The following is a 17486-nucleotide window of genomic DNA, read 5'->3' as shown; positions in this document are numbered from 1 at the left end:
AGTCCGCGCGAATTTGCCCCGGACCGGGCTTGACGCGCCAGGCGTCGCCGGTCCTTCTCCCGTCTCACGAGGATTGTCCGAATGCTGATTACTCCTGCGTTTGCCCAGGCTGGCGCCGGCGGCGATGCCAACAGCATGTTGATGTCGCTTTTGCCGTTCGCGCTGATCTTCGTGATCATGTATTTCCTGATTCTGCGCCCGCAGCAGAAGAAAGTGAAAGACCATGCCGAACTCGTGAAAAACATCCGGCGCGGCGACACCATCGTGACCTCGGGCGGTCTCGTCGGCAAGGTGACCAAGGTGGTCGACGACGACCAGATCGAGTTCGAAATCTCCGATGGCGTCCGGGTGCGGCAGATGCGGCAGATGATCTCGGGCGTGCGTACCAAGGGCGAGCCGGCGAAGGAAAAGGCCGAGGCCAAGGACGAGACATCAGCGAACTGATTGTCACGCCGCATTTTCTGATCTGACAGGTCAACTCGATGTTGTATTTCACGCGGTGGAAGGCGCTGGGAATCATTCTCACGGCGCTCGTAGTGTGCCTTTGCGCCGTGCCGAACTTCTTTCCGGAATCCCAGGTCAAGACCTGGCCGGCATGGGCGCAGCGGCGCCTGGTGCTCGGCCTCGACCTGCAGGGCGGCTCCTATCTGCTGCTCGAGGTTGATTCCAACTATGTGAGGAAAGAGAAGCTCGATCAGATTCGCGACGATGCGCGGCGCGTGCTGCGCGACGCCAAGATCGGCTACACCGGTCTCAACGCGCGCAATGACGCCGTGGAGGTGCGGATCAGCCGCGACACCGACCTGCCGACCGCGCTCTCGAAGTTGCGCGAACTCTCGCAGCCGCTCGGCGGCTTGCTCGGTTCGAGCGGCCAGCGCAGCCTCGAAGTGTCCGATGCCGGCGGCGGGCTGATCCGCCTGACCGTGCCACAGGCCGCCATCACCGAGCGCATCCGCCAGACCATCGAGCAATCGATCCAGATCGTCGAGCGCCGCGTCAACCAGCTTGGCACCGTCGAGCCCGTGATCCAGCGCCAGGGCACCGACCGCATCCTGGTGCAGGTGCCGGGTCTGCAGGACCCGACGCGCCTGAAGGAACTGCTCGGCAAGACCGCGAAGATGGAATTCCGCATGGTCGACTCCTCGGTGTCGCCCGACCAGGCCCAGCAGGGCAGGGTTCCGCCCGATTCCGAAGTCCTGATGAGCGCGTCGACGCCGAAGGTCCCCTACGTCATCAAGAAGCAGGTGCTGGTCTCCGGCGGCGACCTGACCGACGCGCAGCCGGGATTCGACCAGCGCACCGGCGAGCCGATCGTCAGTTTCCGCTTCAACACCTCGGGCGCGCGGAAATTCGCCCAGGCCACGACTGAGAATGTCGGCCAGCCCTTCGCCATCGTGCTCGACAATGAGGTGATCTCCGCGCCTGTGATCCGCGAGCCGATCACCGGCGGGCAGGGTCAGATCTCCGGCAACTTCACCGTCCAGTCCGCCAACGATCTCGCGATCCTCTTGCGCGCCGGCGCGTTGCCGGCGCCGCTGACCGTGATCGAGGAACGCACGGTCGGTCCGGGGCTCGGCCAGGATTCGATCGAGAAGGGCGAACTTGCGGCCTATGTCGGCTCGATCCTGGTCATCGTGTTCATGTTGATCACCTATCGGCTGTTTGGCGTGTTCGCCAATATCGCGGTGACCATCAACGTCGCGATGATCTTTGGCCTGTTGTCGCTTCTGAACGCCACGCTGACGCTGCCCGGCATCGCCGGCATCGTGCTTACCGTCGGCATCGCGGTGGACTCCAACGTGCTGATCTATGAGCGTATCCGCGAGGAACTGCGAAGCGGGCGCAACGCCATCTCGGCGATCGATGCCGGCTTCAAGCGCGCGCTCGCGACCATCCTCGACTCCAACATCACCACCTTCATCGCCGCTGCGGTGCTGTTCTACATCGGCACCGGCCCGGTGCGCGGCTTCGCCGTCACGCTCGGGATCGGCATCATTACCACGGTCTTCACCGCGTTTACGCTCACCCGGCTGATCGTCGCGTGGTGGGTGTGGTGGAAGCGGCCGCAAAAGACCGTGCCGATCTGAGAGGCCTGTTGTGACTCATTACGTTCTCATCGGCCTTGGCATACTGATCGTCGTGCTGACCGTCGTCGCCGCGCTCGGCATCCTGCCGCCGCTGCGCATCGTCCCGGATAACACGCATTTCGATTTCACGCGCTTCCGTCGCATCAGCTTCCCGATCTCGGCGCTGCTTTCGATGGTGGCGATCACGCTGTTCTTCACTCACGGCCTGAACTTCGGCATCGACTTCAAGGGCGGCACGCTTCTGGAAGTGCAGGCCAAGTCCGGCAACGCCGATATCGCCGCGATGCGCGCCACGCTCAGCAGCCTGAACCTCGGCGAGGTCCAGTTGCAGCAGTTCGGCGGTCCGGCAAACGTCCTGATCCGTGTCGCCGAGCAGCCCGGCGGTGACAGCGCCCAGCAGGAGGCCGTGCAGAAGGTCCGCGGCGCGCTCGGCGATTCCGTCGACTATCGCCGCGTCGAGGTGGTGGGACCTCGCGTCTCCGGCGAGCTCCTGGCCTACGGCATGCTCGGCCTGATGCTCGCGATCGTCGGCATCCTGATCTATCTCTGGTTCCGCTTCGAATGGCAGTTCGCGCTCGGCGCGATGATCGCCAACGTCCACGATATCGTGCTGACCATCGGTTTCATGTCGATCTCCCAGGTCGATTTCGACCTCACCAGCATCGCGGCGCTGCTCACGATTCTCGGCTATTCGCTCAACGATACGGTCGTGATCTATGACCGAATCCGCGAGATGCTGCGGCGCTACAAGAAGATGCCGATGCCGCAGCTCCTGAACGAATCGATCAACTCGACGCTGTCGCGTTCGATCATCACTCACGTCACCGTAACGCTGGCGCTGCTGGCGCTGCTCCTGTTCGGCGGCCATGCCATCCACAGCTTCACTGCCGTGATGATGTTCGGCGTGGTGCTGGTCGGCACCTACACCTCGATCTTCATCGCAGCGCCGATCCTGATCTATCTCGGCGTCGGAACGACGCGGGGTGATACGCCGGAGACCCCGGCCAAGAAACCGGAAGCGGCGATAAAGAAGTAGCGAACCATGGCTCAATCCTCGGACGCCCCACATCTTCCGAGGTCGGCGCCGATCGATGCCTACGGCAAGGGCGGCTTTGCGTTCGCCGACATGTCGCATCGCGGCTCGCTGCTCTGCCTGCCCGATGGGATCTGGGCCTGGCCGGTGACGGCGCCGCAGCAGATCGACCGATACTCGCTCGAGCGCGTGTTCGCGAAAGCCAACATCATCGACACGCTGATCGTCGGCACCGGCACGGAAGTATGGATTGCGCCCAAGGCGCTGCGCGACGCCTTGCGTGCGGTGCATGTGGTGCTGGATACGATGCAGACGGGACCTGCGATCCGCACCTACAACATCATGATGGGCGAGCGTCGGCGGGTGGCGGCGGCGCTGATTGCGGTGCCATGACCGAGCCCGGCCGCACGGACGCCGCGGCGTTCTGCGCCGATCTGGTGCGCACGCATGATTTCGCGCGCTATGCGTCCACGCTGTTCGTGCCTGCGGTCGAGCGCCGTGCACTGCTCGCGATCTACGCCTTCAACACCGAGATTTCCCGCGTTCACGAGCTGGTCAGCCAGCCCTTGCCCGGCGAGATCCGCCTGCAATGGTGGACCGACATGCTCGCAGGCAGCGGCCATGGCAGCGTCGAGGGCAACCCGGTCGCCGCGGAGCTGTTGCTCGCGATCAGGAATTTCCGGTTGCCCGTCGAGCCGCTGTCGCGGCTGATCGAGCAGCACCAGTTCGATCTCTACAACGATCCGATGCCGTCGATGGCGGCGCTCGAGGGCTATCTCACCGAGACCGTCTCGGCGCTGTTCTTGCTCGCAGCGCGCGTGATGGCGCGACCGTCGGAGGAGATCGATCACCTCGCGCAGCACGCCGGGCTCGCGCAAGGTATCGCGCAAGTGATCGTCGCGCTGCCGCGCGACGCTTCGCGGCGACAATTGTTCCTGCCGCTGCAGGTCCTTGAGCAGCATGGCGGGGACATTGAAGACGTGTTCTCCGGCAAGCAGACGCCGCAGCTACGCGCAGCGATGGACCAACTCATCGGCGAGGCGAAGGGTCATCTGAAGACCACGCTCTCGCTGCTGCCGACGGTTCCGCGGGCGGTACGGCCGATTTTCCTGCCATTGGCGTTGACCGAGCGCAATCTTGCGCGGATGTCGCGGGCCGGCAGCGATCCTTTCGTGCCGCAGGTGACGTCACGGCTGCGGGTGCTGTGGACCGTGTGGCGGGCTTCACGGCGAGTGGAGTTCGGCGGCTAGTACCCGCGCTACTTTTGGATATGCTTGGTGAAGATCCTGATCGTGCGGCCCTTCACGACAGGGCCGGTATCGAACAGATCGGACGCGATCCTCTCGATGTCGTCGCGCAGCGACACAAACTGTCCCTGCCGCGCCATGCTCGGCGTGCCGCGCGTCCCCGCAAGCTCGTCCATCGCGGCGTCGCTGATCTGACACTCCACGGTTTCGCCCTCGTTCAGCATCGTGAACGTGAACGCCAGCCGTTCGGAATCATGCCCACCAATCTTGCCACGCGTCAGCGGCATCGAAACACTCTCCTTGGCGTTGATTCCAAGATTGTTTCGCAACGATGGCTTTGAGGTGGCGACGCCGATGGTTAGCGCGTCAGCCGGTCCATTTCCGCGACTTCGAAATTGAATCGGTCGCGAAGGTTCTTGCGCTGCTCAAGGATGTCCCTGAGGAACGCGCGGTCGGCCTCGTTCCGCATCATTGGCTCGATCAGGTCGATCTGGTTCATCGCCACGAGTTGCAATATTTCCGTGCGCGGCTTGCCCGCGGCGTCGCGAGGCAGCGCATGGACGACCTGGATATGCTCGGGCGGCTTGACGCCCTTGGCTGAAGCAAGCGTGCTGCGCAGCTTCTTCTCCAGCGCGACCTCGTCGGCTTCCACGAAAGCATAGAGCCCGACGCCGACCCGGCGGTCGGCGAAGGCGACGATCGCGGTGTCGCGAACATCAGGGTTCCGCCGGATCAGATCGACCAGGACCGGCGCATCGTTGACCAGCCGCCGGCCGCCGCCTTCGCGATCGGTGAAATTGAAGAGTCCGCGGGTGATAGCCTGGTAGACCTTCTTGCCGGTCTTGAGCCAGACGCTGGCGACGACTGACTTGCGCGCGAGGATCTTGCGTTCCTTCGGGGTCAGCGCATCGGGTGCATAGCTGCGCTTGTGCTTCAGCAGATGCCGCAAATCCTCGTAGGCCGCGATGCGGAACAGGCGGCTGCGGCGCTTGAAACAGGCGGCGAGCTGGAAATCGGTGAGATAGGCGCGGCCGTTGCGGCCGACCAGCCAGTTCTGCTCCTTGGCGAGATCGTTGTGGCAGATGCCGGCGCGATGCAGTTTGCGCAGCGCGTCCTTGGCCGAACGGAAATAGGCGACATCGCCATGCGGCTTGGCCAGGTGCAGCGCCACGCCGTCGATAAACCCGCGCACCAGCGCGCGTTGGCCAGCCCATAGCAGCTTCGGTCCGACGTCGAGGTCGCGGGCCAGCGACAGCGCCCGGCGCTCGCGGGAAAACAGGTGCAACGCCAGTGGAAACGACCAGAACGGCACCTGGTCGAGCCGGCGCAGCACCGCATCGGTTTCGCCGCTCTCGCCGTGGAAACGGCCGCGTTCGACGGTCGAGAACACGTCGCGCTTAAGCAGGACACCTTCGCGCCATCGCGCCGACAACGTGGCGGCGTCGTCTTTCGGCAAGCTCATGGCTCAAGCCGCCGCCGCGATGTGGAGATGGTCCGATATCCAGCGGTCGAGATCGGCGAGCGCGCGGGCGGAAATCGCCTGCTTCTTCGCTACCGTCTTCTCGTTGCCGCGGAGACGCGTGCCGTCGGGTTTCTTCGTCGGCGGGCTGGCCAGCGGCGGGAACAGGCCGAAATTGATGTTCATCGGCTGGAATGAGCGCGGTCCCGTGTCGATGGTCTCGATATGGCCGCCGGTGATGTGGCCGAGCAGCGCGCCCAGCGCCGTGGTCGGGGTCGGCGGCGCCAGCGAATGCCCGCGGGCGTCCGCTGCGGCATAGAGGCCGGTCAAGAGGCCGATGCTGGCGGACTCCACATAGCCTTCGCAACCGGTCATCTGGCCGGCGAAGCGCAAGCGTAGCTCGGCGCGAAGCCGTAGTTGCGAATCCAGAAGCTTGGGCGAGTTCAGGAAGGTGTTGCGGTGCAACCCGCCGAGCCGGGCGAATTCGGCGTGTTCGAGGCCCGGAATGGTGCGGAACACGCGCTGCTGCGCGCCATGCTTGAGCTTGGTCTGGAAGCCGACCATGTTGTAGAGCGTGCCGAGCTTGTTGTCCTGGCGAAGCTGTACGATCGCGTAAGGCTTGGCTGTGGGATCGTGCGGATTGGTGAGGCCGACCGGCTTCATCGGTCCATGCCGCAGGGTCTCGCGACCGCGTTCGGCCATCACCTCGACCGGCAGGCAGCCGTCGAAATAGGGGGTGTTGGTCTCCCAGTCCTTGAAGTCTACCTTCTCGCCAGCCAGCAGCGCGTCGACGAAGGCGTCGTATTGCTCCCTGGTCATCGGGCAGTTGATGTAGTCGGCGCCGGTGCCGCCTGGGCCGACTTTGTCGTAACGCGACTGGAACCACGCCACGCTCATGTCGATCGAATCCTTGTGCACGATCGGCGCGATCGCATCGAAGAAAGCGAGTGCGTTTTCGTCCGTAAACTCGCGGATGGCCTCCGCCAGCGGCGCCGAGGTGAGGGGGCCCGTCGCGACAATCACGTTGCGCCACTCGGCGGGCGGGAGGCCTGCGATTTCCTCGCGGCGAATCTCGATCAAGGGGTGATCGTTGAGAGCCTTGGTGACGGCAGCGGAAAATCCCTCGCGATCGACCGCCAGCGCCCCGCCGGCAGGTACCTGGTTGGCGTCGGCGGCGCGCATGATCAGGGAGCCGAGCCGGCGCATTTCGGCATGCAGCAGGCCGACCGCATTGTTGGCGGCGTCATCGGAGCGGAAGGAATTGGAGCAGACGAGCTCGGCAAGGCCGTCGGTGCGATGGGCCTCGGTCATCTGCTGCGGGCGCATCTCGTGCAGCACCACCCGGACGCCGGCGCTCGCGACCTGCCAGGCGGCTTCAGAACCGGCAAGGCCGGCGCCAATGATATGGACGGGATCTGGAGAAGGCTTGGTCGCAGTCATCGCGCAGGGTTACCGCGTTTTGTCCGCGAGTGCATCTGAAACCGGCAGGGAAACTGGGGAGGGAAAACGAGAACGCCCGCACGAAGAGCGGGCGTTATCCGTTCGTCGGGGCTGACCGATGATCAGCCGTTGTAGCTTCCGGCGGCCACGCGCGGAATGTCAGACCGATCAAGGCCGATGTCCGCCAGCTCGCGATCGCTAAGCTGCGACAGCTCGGCAACATTACGCTGATAATCGCGGAAGGCCCGGATCATACGGATGAGCGAGAGCAACATGGTAGTCTCCTAGAAATTACGATTCAGCCTTTGTGTGATGCATCATCGTTGATGAAATGAACATAAGTTGAGTTGATGCAGTGCGGTAGTTCCTATGTTGCGATGCAGCTAAGTGGAAAATGCATGGCGCTGGTAAGGCCCGATTAACCCATCGGCTGAGCTGCCCGGGAGGATGCCACCGCGCCCGCGCCAACGCCTGTTCCGATCAGAAAAGCTCCGTAAAATCACGGGTTTGTTACGAGAGTGGCACCTCCGTCGCGCTCCTCGTATATGGTTGCCGACGGGCCTGAAATCCAACGTCCGGCTTTGGAACCCAAGCGATGCCGGGGCGAGCACGACTCAAGGTGGCTGGATCCTCATGCGTGATTCGCATGCTGCTTGATGTTTAAAAATGAATAGAAAATCATTCCTTATGGCGTCGATTTAGAAAGGATATTCCTAGCGAACCAGGATTGGTGTTGGATTCCCGAACCCGGGCAGGATCGTCCGTCCGGTGGACCACCGAACCATTAGGCCGATCGCCAGGATGTTCGCGATCGGAAAGGCTGGCCGCCGATACTGCCGAACCTTCGACTCCCGATCACCCGGGGCACGGTCGTGGGGCGAGATGGCGGGACGCTGGAGTAGCGGCAGCGATCTCTCGCGCTGCTTGCCCTTCCTTACTGGGCTGTAATGAAAAACCGATGCAGCGCATGCGTGCTTTGTTCGCGGCGCCGATCACATCTCTATCGCGCGGAATTCATTCTGAACTTTTCGATGATCGTCGAACAATTGCTTTCACGGATTCCGGCAATGACGTCGGCTTCCGTTCAAGAGATAGAAACTGGGGAAAATACCATGCTCAAGACATTGCTCGCAGCTACCGCGATGGCTGTCGTTGCCTACTCCGCTGTTCCTGCCCACGCCGCTAAGGTGAGCGCCGGTTGCAGCGGAGACAATCTCGCCAAGACCGAATCCGCGGTGGAAAACATGGCGGACGGTCCAGGCAAAATCGTAGCGCAAAAGGAGGTTGCGCAAGCCCAGGACGCTCTGCTCGGTGGCAAGATGGGCGTGTGCGCGGCGCATCTGAACAAGGCGATGCACGCCGGCGAGGCGAAGTAGGAAGCGAGGCTTCACAAAGGCGCCGATCGTCTCGCGGCGATCGGCGCCTTAGGGCACGCGGGTGAGCTGGGTGGCAAAATAAGCGACGGTCCGCGCATAGACCTCGCTCTTGTTCCACTGTTGGATCACGGCGAAGTTCGGACTGCCTTGCTGCCAATCCTTGCCGCGTTGCCAGCCGTGGTTGGCGAGGAAATTGGCCGTGGAGGCCAGCACATCCGGCGGGCTGCGCAGGAGATCGCGGCGGCCGTTGCCATCGAAATCGACGGCGAATTTGATGTAGTTCGACGGCATGAATTGAGTCTGGCCGATCTCTCCAGCCCACGCACCACGCAGTTCCTGCGGCGCGACATCGCCGCGCTCGATGATGCGGAGCGCATCCAGGAGCTCCGCCTTGAACATGTCGGAGCGGCGGCAATCATAGGCGAGCGTCGCCAGCGACCGCGTGGTTGCGAATTTGCCGATATTGACGCCGAAATCGGTCTCTAATCCCCAGATCGCCACCAGTACTTCGCCGGGTACGCCGTAGGCCTCCTCGATGCGGGAGAGCACCGAGCCGTATTGCTTCATCATGTTGGCGCCGCGGGTCAGCCGGGGCGGCACCATGCGTCCGGAGAACTCCTCGAAGGTCTGGCTGAACACCTTCTGCGACTGGTCGCGCGTGAGCACGTTCTTGTCGGGCGTGACGCCGTTCAGGCCGGCCTGGATCGCCGACTGCGAAATCCCCTTCGACGCCGCTTCCTTCTTGAAGTCGTCCAGCCACGCGTCAAACGAGCCGCTGCCGCAGGGCGCAGCGAACGAAGGCGTGGTCCAGGTCAGGAGCAGGGCTCCAAGTGCAGTCCGCAGGGAAAAGCGAAAGACCATGAAATCGTTCACTCCATGTCGACGCATGATCGACACTAATCTCGAAACGCTACCAAAATGTTTGCGGCAAGAGCGGCCAAAACAAGGCTTGTCGGCATTGTACAAGCAAGTCAATCCACCATGTCGAGGCGATGTCACGTAGAGGCGATGTCACGTACTGGAGCCGGACCATGCGCATCCCCGGTCAGGTGCTCGCGCACCAGGCCGGGGATGACGGAACAGAATGCCGAAGATCTATGCGCTGTTTTTGCGCCGCCATGGGAACAGATTGGCGGGGAAGTCGGCAGCGGGCTTGCGCTCGTGCGGACGTGGCGGGAGCGGCCGCACATTGGGATCGGGAAGGATGACCTGCCGGTAGAGGTGCCAGGTGGCGTGGCCGAGCAGGGGAATGACGACGGCAAGGCCGAGGAAGAAAGGCAACGTTCCCAGCACCAGCAATACTGCGACGATCAGGCCCCAGGCCGCCATCGGTACCGGATTACGTGCGACCGCGCGAAGCGAGGTGACCATGGCTTCACCGGTCGTGGCGTGGCGGTCGAGCATCATCGGGAACGACACCACACTGATGCAAAGCGCGAGCAGGGCGAAGAGGAAGCCGACGCCGCAGCCGACCAGGATCAGCCACCAACCATGCGTTGTCGTCAGCACCTGCGTGAGGAAATCGGGAATTCCCGCCGCCGTCGCATAGCCGAACGCCGCGACGTAGATGGCTTGCGCCGTGGCGATCCAGCTCACGAACAGTGCGAACAGCAGCGTGCCTAATCCAAGCATGGCACCGAATGACGGCGAGCGGATGATCTCGATCGCGTCCCATGCCGAAGGCTCTTCGCCACTCTCGCGACGGCGACTGAGTTCATAGAGACCGATCGCCGCGAACGGGCCGAGCAGGGCGAAGCCCGCGGCTAATGGGAACAATAACGGCAGCACCGAATAGCCTTGCACGACGCGGGCGAGCACCAGGCCCAACACCGGATAGATCACGCACAGGATGATGGCGTGGCTTGGTACGGCCTTGAAATCTTCCCAGCCGAGTTGCAGCGCGCGATGCAGATCGCCGAGACCAATGGAACGAATCTCGGGCGCAGCCGCGACTTCCTGTCCGTTCTGCGTCAGTGATGTGACGTTGTCGTGATAGGTGGCCATGGTCGTTGTCTCCCTCCGGCGGCCGCATTTCTGTGCCCGCCAGTGAGGGGCACAACGTGCCGTCTCCTAAGCGATCACGAACAGGCCAGACGCGAAGACACCCAACCGGCCATGTCGCGAACTGAATTGTGAGGGTACTCCCAAACCGGGACAGACGCGCTCACGCTTCGGTGAATGTCGCATTGGCAACCTTGGTTGGGCCGGGTAAAGTCGCTGTGCGAGCCGGCGAGGTGCTGCCGGTCAAAAAAAGAGCCCCGAGAGAACCACCTGACACCACATCTCAAGTCCTTTGGGAGCGAACGATGAGCATTTTCGGAAAAATCATGAGCTCGATCTTCGGCAGCAGCACAGCAACTGCGGCGCCGGCCAGCGGTGCGCCTGCGGGGAGCGCGCCCGCCGGCGCCTCGCCGAGCGCTACGGCCGCGCCGGCCGCAGCGCCCGCGCAGACTGTCGATGTCGCTCCGATCCTGGACAACGCCGTTGCCGCGAAGAAGGAGAAGCTCGAGTGGCGCACATCGATCGTCGACCTGATGAAGGCGCTCGACATCGATTCGAGCCTGTCGGCGCGCAAGGAGCTCGCCAAGGAACTCGGCTATACCGGCGACACCAGCGATTCCGCCAGCATGAACATCTGGCTGCACAAGCAGGTGATGGCCAAGCTCGCCGCCAATGGCGGCAAGCTGCCCCCGGAAATCAAGCATTAAGGCGACGCTGCTACTGAGCATTCGAAGGCCCGCGATCGTCGCGGGCCTTTTTTATCGACTGCGCCAAACAACAACAACGAAGGAGAACGCCCATGAATACGATCGATCGCAGAACTATGCTCGCTACCGGCGCGCTCGCGCTGGCGGGAACGGCTGCGCAGGCCACGTCCGCCGACGCGCAGGTTGGGCCGAAGGCAATGTTTCCCGTGGCGGCGACGACAATCCCGATCGTCGGTGAGAGCGAGGTATTCCAGGTCCGCCGCATCTATTGCATCGGCCGTAACTATGCCGCGCATGCGATCGAGCGCGGCTCCGATCCGACCCGCGAGCCGCCGTTCTTCTTCCAGAAGCCGACCGATGCGATCCAGAACGTTGCGATCGGGACGGTCGCCGATCATCCCTATCCGTCCCTGACGAAAAATTATCATCACGAGGTTGAGCTTGTCGCCGCGCTGAAATCCGGCGGCACCAATATCCCCGCCGATAAGGCGCTCGACCACGTCTATGGCTACGCGCTCGGTCTCGACATGACGCGCCGCGACTTGCAGAACGGCATGGCCGCGGAAAAGAAGCCGTGGGAGATCGGCAAGAGCTTTGACCACGCCGCCGTGCTCGGCCCGATCCATCCGGCGTCCAAGACCGGACATTTCACCAAGGGCGCGATCTCGCTCGCGATCAACGGTGCCGTCAGGCAGAACTCGGACCTGCGGAACATGATCTGGAGCGTCGCCGAGCAGATCGCAAAACTGTCGGAGGCCTTCGAGCTGAAGGCCGGCGACATCATCTATTCCGGCACGCCGGAAAATGTCGGCCCGGTGGTCAGGGGCGACGTGCTGCTGTGCAAGCTCGAGGGCCTGCCGGACATGTCGATCCGGATCGTGTAGCGGGACACCCGATCGTTACGCCACGAGATCCCGGTATTCGGGATGCTTGCCGAGATAGTCGACGACGAAACCGCAGCCGGCGATCACCTTGTGGCCGTCGGCGCGGATCAATTCGAGCGCGCCCTTGACGAGTTCGGAGGCGATGCCGCGGCCGCGCAATGCGCGCGGCGTTTCGGTGTGGGTGATGACGATCGCCGACGGCGTGGTGCGGTAGTTCGCGAAGGCAACGCCGCCTTCGACGTCGAGTTCAAACCGGCTTTGCGCCTCGTTGTTGCGGACCTTGGTCATGTCTGATGTGTCGCCTTCAATGCTTCAGCAGATCCTGATAATCCGCGTGCTTCTCGATGAAGGCCTTCACGAATGGGCATTGCGCGATCACCTTCAGGCCCTCGGCGCGCACCTGGTCCAGCGCCCCGCGGACCAGCTTTGAGCCGATACCCTTGCCGCCAAGCTCCGGCGGCACCTCGGTGTGGACGAAGGTGATCACACCGTCCGCTTTCTCGTAGTAGGTTGCGGCAATATGTCCGTCGACCACCAGCTCGTAGCGCTTGCGCCCGGGGTTGTTGACGACCGCGTCGTTCGCACTTCCATCCATTATTTCATTCCCGTTGTTTGCATCGCCGCATCGTCTGCGGCTGTGAACAAATTGCCGACCGGCGAGCCTTGCAAGCAGATCATAACCGGCCTACGTTTTTCTCAAGACATACGCCCCGAAGCGGCCGGATGGGTCGTTTGGTACTGCAATGTCATGATCGCTGGCTGCTGACGTATGCCTCTTTTCCAGGGAGGTCTACCATGTCGGATAAGCGTTTCTTTAGCACCCATAGGCCTTGGGAGGACTGGTTCGGCATGCTGCTCGGCGTGCTGATCGTGGTCTCGCCGTGGTTTCCGATGCAGGCTGGCCGCGATGTCGTCGATGCCGACCGCAGCATCATGATCCTCAACACCTTCGTGATCGGCATGCTGGTGTTCGGCCTGGCCCAGCTCGAATATGTCGCCCTGCAGCGCTGGGAGGAGGTTTCGGCGATCGTGCTCGGTTGCTGGTTGATCGCTTCGCCGTTCCTGTTCGGCTATTCCGGCGACACGATGCTGCAGGTCTGGCACGGGATCCTCGGCGCGCTGGTGGTCTTGCTGGGCGCGCTGCAACTCTGGCAGGACTGGGGCAGGAGCGACCAGGAACTCGCCGACCATCCGCAGCAGTGACCGCCCTCGCGGCGAAGCGGTGGCTGGCGGCCGGAGGGGTCGCGTCCGCCCTTGCCGAACCCGGTGCGGAGACGATAAACCGCAGAGGGGCGGCCAGAAGCCCCGCGTGATGAAACTCCCGATGGGACGGAAATGAGCGGAGAGACGGGTAGCGTGGCCGCGCCGCGCGGCGGACAGTTGCGGATGTCGCGCCGGGTTATGAACCTGGCGCATATCGTGACCCAGAATGCGCGCCGGCACGGCGACCGCGCGGGCTTCATTTGGCGGGATCGAAGCTGGACCTGGCGCGAGATCGACGGCCTGGTCTCCGCTCTTGCGGCTGCGCTCGCGGCGCAGGGTATCGTCAAGGGCGACCGCATCCTCGTCCACTCCAAGAACTGCGACGAGATGTTCTGGTCGATGTTCGCCGCTTTCCGCCTCGGCGCGGTCTGGGTTCCGACCAACTTTCGCCTGATGCCGGACGAGGTCGCCTATCTGGCCGCAGCCTCCGGCGCCAAGGCCTTTCTCTGCCACGGCGACTTTCCCGAGCATGCCGCCGCTGCCGCCAATCCCGCGCTGCAGTTCACCTGGCGGATTGGAGAAGAGGGGAGCTTTGGCGAGCGGACCGTTACTGACGCGATCACGGCGTATGCCGGCGCGAAGGTCGATAATGTCGCGGTCGAGCATGACGATCCCTGCTGGTTCTTCTTCACCTCCGGCACCACCGGGCGCTCCAAGGCCGCCGTGCTGACCCATGGCCAGATGGCCTTTGTGGTGACAAATCATCTCGCCGACCTGACGCCCGGCGTGAGCGAGCAGGATGCCTCGATCGTGGTCGCGCCGCTGTCGCATGGCGCCGGCATCCATCAGCTCATGCAGGCCGCGCGCGGCGTGCCGACTATTCTGCTGCCTTCGGAGAAGTTCGATATCGCCGAAACGTTCCGGCTGATCGAGCAGCACCGCGTCAGCAACCTTTTCACGGTGCCGACGATCCTCAAGATGATGGTCGAGCATCCCGCCGTCGACCAGTTCGACCATTCCTCGCTGCGCCACGTGATCTATGCGGGCGCGCCGATGTACCGCGAGGACCAGAAGCTGGCGATGCGGAAGCTCGGCGCCGTGCTGGTGCAGTATTTCGGCTTGGGCGAGGTCACCGGCAACATCACCGTGCTGCCGCCGGCGCTGCACGATCCCGAGGACGGCCCGCATGCGCGGATCGGCACCTGCGGCTTCGAGCGCGTCGGCATGCAGGTCTCGATCCAGGACGATCAGGGGCGCGAGCTGAAGCCGTTCGAGACCGGGGAGATCTGCGTGATCGGGCCTGCGGTGTTCGCGGGCTACTACGACAACCCCGAAGCGAACGCGAAGGCGTTTCGCGACGGTTGGTTTCGCACCGGCGATCTCGGCCACATGGACGAGGAGGGATTTGTCTACATCACCGGCCGTGCTTCCGACATGTACATCTCCGGCGGCTCCAACATCTATCCGCGCGAGATAGAGGAGAAGATCCTGACGCATCCGGCGGTCGGCGAGGTCGCCGTGCTCGGCGTCCCCGATCCCTTCTGGGGCGAGGTCGGCGTCGCCGTCTGCGTCGCGCGCGAGGGTGCCAGCGCGGTCAGCGAGGCGGAGCTTGCCGCCTATCTCTCGCCGAAGGTGCCGCGCTACAAGATGCCGAAGCGCTTCTTCTTCTGGGATGCGCTGCCGAAGTCGGGCTACGGCAAGATACCCAAGCGCCTGATCCGCGATGAGCTGGAAGCGCGCGGGCTGCTCGACATCTCCACCAAGCAGACCTGACGATGCGCAGCATCGCCCAACCGGGTCCTGCTGCGCGCGAGCGCATTCAATGGGTGGAAGCACGCGGACGCGCATTTTCCTTGACGCTGCAGGCCGGCATTCCGCTGCTGGAAGCCGCCCGCCGCGGCTTTGCAGCGGAAGGATTTTCGGGCGGCGTGCTCAGCGCAGGCGGCGGCGCGCTTGGCCCGTTCGCCTACGTGATGCCGGCGCTGTCGAAGACCGGTGCCAACGCCGCGTTCTACAGCGAGACCTTTCGCCCCGACGGCATCACTCGGCTCAAGTTCGCCACTATGACGCTGGGCGAGCGCGACGGCGCGCCGTTCTTTCACTGCCATGGATTTTGGACCGAGGCCTCCGGCCGCTTCAACGGCGGCCATATGCTGCCGGAGGAAACTGTTGTCGCCGAGCCCTTCGAGGTGCAGGCCTTCGGTCTCGACGGCGCAACATTCGTGGCCGAGCCCGATCCCGAGACCAATTTCAAACTGTTCGGCCCGGTGCCGCGCGCAGCGACCAGTGCGGAGACCACCAGCCGCGCTTTTGCGCTGCGGCTGCGCCCGAACCAGGATTTTGCCTGCGCGCTGGAGAAGTTCTGCCGCCTGCATGGCATCCTGCACGCGCGCCTGCATGGCGGCGTCGGCTCGACCATTGGCGCCTGCTTCACCGATGGCCGAACGGTGGTGCCGTTTGCGACCGAGCTCGCAGTCCACGCCGGCACGATCGCCCCCGATGCCGATGGCCAGCTCGAAGCCGAGCTCGAGGTCGCGCTGGTCGACTATCTCGGGGGCATCGCCGAGGGAACATTGGTGCGCGGAGACAACCCGGTGCTGATGACGATGGAGCTCGTGCTCGAGGTGCTGGACGAGGAGGGGTAGGGGACGAGCCCGATGCCGTAGGATGGGTAGAGCGCAGCGAACCCCATCGACCTCGTAGCAAGCCGCCCGAATGATGGGTTTCGCTGCGCTCTACCCATCCTACGATTCCGATCTAATTTTCCAACAGCGCACCATGAGGGGCTGGCATCGACGCGGGTGGCCAGGGCGCAAACATCCTCACCGCCGCTTGCGGACGTGAATGTTGATGTCGAGGTCGATCGTGCTGACGCAGGTCTGCTCGGTGCGGTGCGAGCCGCCTTCGTGCCAGCGTCCCTTGCGCAGGCGGGCATCGCGGACATTGGCAAGCCGCAGGCAGCGCCATTGCGGGAGCCTGCCTGAACTCTCGCCGGCGAACTGCCAGGCCAGCACGACCTCTTCGCCTGATTTGTTGGTGCCGATGATGTGCGGGCAAAGCTCGCGCGGCCGGCCCTCATAGGTGCAGACGACCTGCTGCTCGCCGAGAATGGCATTACGGAAGAGAGCGTAGGTGGCGCTTGGCGCGGAGCGGATGCTCATAGGCAGGATAGTTCTTGTTATGTTCCGTCGTCTATGCCAGATAATCAACTCGGGATTGAAGCTCTGAACTGCGTCGGTTGTTAGGTACGCCATGGCCTCGCGAAGAAGCCGAACGATCAATCTGCCGGCGCCCTATCTCAAGCGCATCTGGCTCGATCCGTCCCGCATCACGGATCGGGAGGCTTATCCATTCTGTTTGCCTTTGCTGCGGGATGATTTCGAGCTGAGCTTCGATCGTGCGATCACGATCGTCGTCGGCGAGAACGGCACCGGTAAATCGACGCTCTTGGAAGGAATTGCGGTGCTGGCCGGCTTCGATGAGGCCGGTGGTAGAAACGGGTACATGCCGGTCGATCACTCGAAGGCGATCGAGAAGATGGGTGGGCAACTGTCGACAGCGCTTCGCGCAAGCTGGTTGCCGAAAATCACCAATGGCTGGTTCTTTCGGGCGGAAAGCTTCTTTTCTGTTGCGAGATATCTGGATGAGGTCAACAACGAATTTATTCCAGGGATTGGTCGCGGCATCCCTCCGGACTTCCTGTCCCACTCCCACGGCGAAGGCTTTTTGCGTTTCTTCAACGAGTGCTGCAAGCGGCAGGGTATCTTCATCTTCGATGAGCCGGAATCTGCACTGTCGCCTGCGCGCCAGATCGAGTTCCTGAAACTGCTGAAGCGCATGGATGATATCGGACATTGCCAGGTGCTGATGGCCACGCACTCGCCAGTGCTGATGGCCTATCCCAACGCAACGCTGTTGCGGCTGACGAAATACGGCCTTGAGCCCACTACCGTCGAGCAGACCGACCACTACAAGGTGATGCGCGAGTTCTACGCGAACCCGGCGGGCTTTGTGACAGCGGCGCTCACGGAATAGATTGGGGCAGGGGC

The 17486-nt window shown here is 63.2% G+C and carries 21 protein-coding genes; 12 read left to right on the top strand and 9 right to left on the bottom strand.

Going from position 1 to position 17486, the window contains the following annotated elements; translation table 11 throughout:
* The first annotated feature begins 81 nt into the window (after positions 1-81).
* Genes yajC through ACVJGD_RS07750 form a run of 5 tightly spaced genes read left to right on the top strand, consistent with a single transcriptional unit; the run spans position 82 to position 4370 of the window.
* Complete coding sequence (gene yajC / locus ACVJGD_RS07770) at positions 82-444, top strand: preprotein translocase subunit YajC (RefSeq protein ID WP_456633802.1); 363 nt, start codon at positions 82-84, stop codon at positions 442-444.
* 38 nt (positions 445-482) lie between these two features.
* On the top strand, positions 483-2087 hold the full coding sequence (secD, locus tag ACVJGD_RS07765) for a protein translocase subunit SecD (protein ID WP_456633801.1): 1605 nt from the start codon (positions 483-485) through the stop codon (positions 2085-2087).
* Positions 2088-2097: 10 nt separating this feature from the next.
* Complete coding sequence (secF, locus tag ACVJGD_RS07760; protein ID WP_456633800.1) at positions 2098-3123, top strand: protein translocase subunit SecF; 1026 nt, start codon at positions 2098-2100, stop codon at positions 3121-3123.
* 6 nt (positions 3124-3129) lie between these two features.
* On the top strand, positions 3130-3513 hold the full coding sequence (locus ACVJGD_RS07755; protein ID WP_454619194.1) for an Mth938-like domain-containing protein: 384 nt from the start codon (positions 3130-3132) through the stop codon (positions 3511-3513).
* Complete coding sequence (locus tag ACVJGD_RS07750) at positions 3510-4370, top strand: phytoene/squalene synthase family protein (protein ID WP_456633799.1); 861 nt, start codon at positions 3510-3512, stop codon at positions 4368-4370. Before ACVJGD_RS07755 ends, ACVJGD_RS07750 begins: the two co-directional genes overlap by 4 nt.
* An 8-nt stretch (positions 4371-4378) precedes the next feature.
* Here the strand turns inward: ACVJGD_RS07750 and ACVJGD_RS07745 are convergent, their stop codons facing one another.
* From ACVJGD_RS07745 to ACVJGD_RS07730, 4 genes are all read right to left on the bottom strand, one after another.
* On the bottom strand, positions 4379-4654 hold the full coding sequence (locus tag ACVJGD_RS07745; RefSeq protein ID WP_456633798.1) for a DUF1488 family protein: 276 nt from the start codon (positions 4652-4654) through the stop codon (positions 4379-4381).
* A gap of 71 nt (positions 4655-4725) precedes the next feature.
* On the bottom strand, positions 4726-5829 hold the full coding sequence (locus ACVJGD_RS07740) for a serine/threonine protein kinase (RefSeq protein ID WP_456633797.1): 1104 nt from the start codon (positions 5827-5829) through the stop codon (positions 4726-4728).
* Positions 5830-5832: 3 nt separating this feature from the next.
* Positions 5833-7266 (bottom strand): methylenetetrahydrofolate--tRNA-(uracil(54)-C(5))-methyltransferase (FADH(2)-oxidizing) TrmFO, encoded by a 1434-nt coding sequence (trmFO, locus tag ACVJGD_RS07735; protein ID WP_456633796.1) that lies wholly within the window; start codon positions 7264-7266, stop codon positions 5833-5835.
* Between the two features lie 122 nt (positions 7267-7388).
* Positions 7389-7541 (bottom strand): DUF1127 domain-containing protein, encoded by a 153-nt coding sequence (locus ACVJGD_RS07730; protein ID WP_456633795.1) that lies wholly within the window; start codon positions 7539-7541, stop codon positions 7389-7391.
* A gap of 756 nt (positions 7542-8297) precedes the next feature.
* Here ACVJGD_RS07730 and ACVJGD_RS07725 point away from each other — a divergent pair.
* Complete coding sequence (locus tag ACVJGD_RS07725) at positions 8298-8642, top strand: hypothetical protein (RefSeq protein ID WP_456633794.1); 345 nt, start codon at positions 8298-8300, stop codon at positions 8640-8642.
* A gap of 48 nt (positions 8643-8690) precedes the next feature.
* Here the strand turns inward: ACVJGD_RS07725 and ACVJGD_RS07720 are convergent, their stop codons facing one another.
* On the bottom strand, positions 8691-9503 hold the full coding sequence (locus ACVJGD_RS07720; protein ID WP_456633793.1) for a lytic murein transglycosylase: 813 nt from the start codon (positions 9501-9503) through the stop codon (positions 8691-8693).
* Positions 9504-9737: 234 nt separating this feature from the next.
* Positions 9738-10646, bottom strand: a complete 909-nt coding sequence (locus tag ACVJGD_RS07715) for a DUF2189 domain-containing protein (RefSeq protein WP_456633792.1) — start codon at positions 10644-10646, stop codon at positions 9738-9740.
* Between the two features lie 302 nt (positions 10647-10948).
* On the opposite strand from ACVJGD_RS07715, the gene ACVJGD_RS07710 reads away from it, so the two are divergent.
* Both ACVJGD_RS07710 and ACVJGD_RS07705 read left to right on the top strand, forming a co-directional pair.
* Positions 10949-11350, top strand: a complete 402-nt coding sequence (locus ACVJGD_RS07710; RefSeq protein WP_456633791.1) for a DUF3597 domain-containing protein — start codon at positions 10949-10951, stop codon at positions 11348-11350.
* Between the two features lie 92 nt (positions 11351-11442).
* Positions 11443-12234, top strand: a complete 792-nt coding sequence (locus tag ACVJGD_RS07705) for a fumarylacetoacetate hydrolase family protein (protein ID WP_456633790.1) — start codon at positions 11443-11445, stop codon at positions 12232-12234.
* Positions 12235-12249: 15 nt separating this feature from the next.
* On the opposite strand, the gene ACVJGD_RS07700 is transcribed toward ACVJGD_RS07705, so the two are convergent.
* A complete protein-coding gene (locus ACVJGD_RS07700) occupies positions 12250-12522 on the bottom strand; it encodes a GNAT family N-acetyltransferase (protein ID WP_456633789.1) in 273 nt (90 codons plus the stop codon).
* A gap of 16 nt (positions 12523-12538) precedes the next feature.
* The gene (locus ACVJGD_RS07695) at positions 12539-12829 is read right to left on the bottom strand and encodes a GNAT family N-acetyltransferase (RefSeq protein ID WP_456633788.1); all 291 of its coding nucleotides are present in this window, start codon (positions 12827-12829) and stop codon (positions 12539-12541) included.
* Between the two features lie 200 nt (positions 12830-13029).
* Between ACVJGD_RS07695 and ACVJGD_RS07690 the strand changes: the two genes are divergently transcribed.
* From ACVJGD_RS07690 to ACVJGD_RS07680, 3 genes are all read left to right on the top strand, one after another.
* On the top strand, positions 13030-13437 hold the full coding sequence (locus ACVJGD_RS07690; protein ID WP_456633787.1) for an SPW repeat protein: 408 nt from the start codon (positions 13030-13032) through the stop codon (positions 13435-13437).
* 132 nt (positions 13438-13569) lie between these two features.
* Entirely contained in the window at positions 13570-15210 is a 1641-nt protein-coding gene (locus ACVJGD_RS07685; protein ID WP_456633786.1) for an acyl-CoA synthetase, read from the top strand.
* Positions 15211-15212: 2 nt separating this feature from the next.
* Positions 15213-16082, top strand: a complete 870-nt coding sequence (locus ACVJGD_RS07680) for a PCC domain-containing protein (RefSeq protein ID WP_456633785.1) — start codon at positions 15213-15215, stop codon at positions 16080-16082.
* 177 nt (positions 16083-16259) lie between these two features.
* Here the strand turns inward: ACVJGD_RS07680 and ACVJGD_RS07675 are convergent, their stop codons facing one another.
* Positions 16260-16598, bottom strand: coding sequence for a hypothetical protein (locus ACVJGD_RS07675; protein ID WP_456633784.1), 339 nt, complete (start codon positions 16596-16598; stop codon positions 16260-16262).
* A 91-nt stretch (positions 16599-16689) separates the two neighbouring features.
* Between ACVJGD_RS07675 and ACVJGD_RS07670 the strand changes: the two genes are divergently transcribed.
* Positions 16690-17472 carry an AAA family ATPase gene (locus ACVJGD_RS07670; RefSeq protein WP_456633783.1) on the top strand — a complete coding sequence of 261 codons (783 nt, stop codon included), beginning with the start codon at positions 16690-16692 and terminating at the stop codon, positions 17470-17472.
* Positions 17473-17486 lie beyond the last annotated feature (14 nt).

It is taken from the genome of Bradyrhizobium sp. USDA 10063 (genome assembly GCF_054063735.1).
Note: the sequence above shows the minus strand (reverse complement) of the source record. Positions and strands in the feature narration are given on the sequence as shown.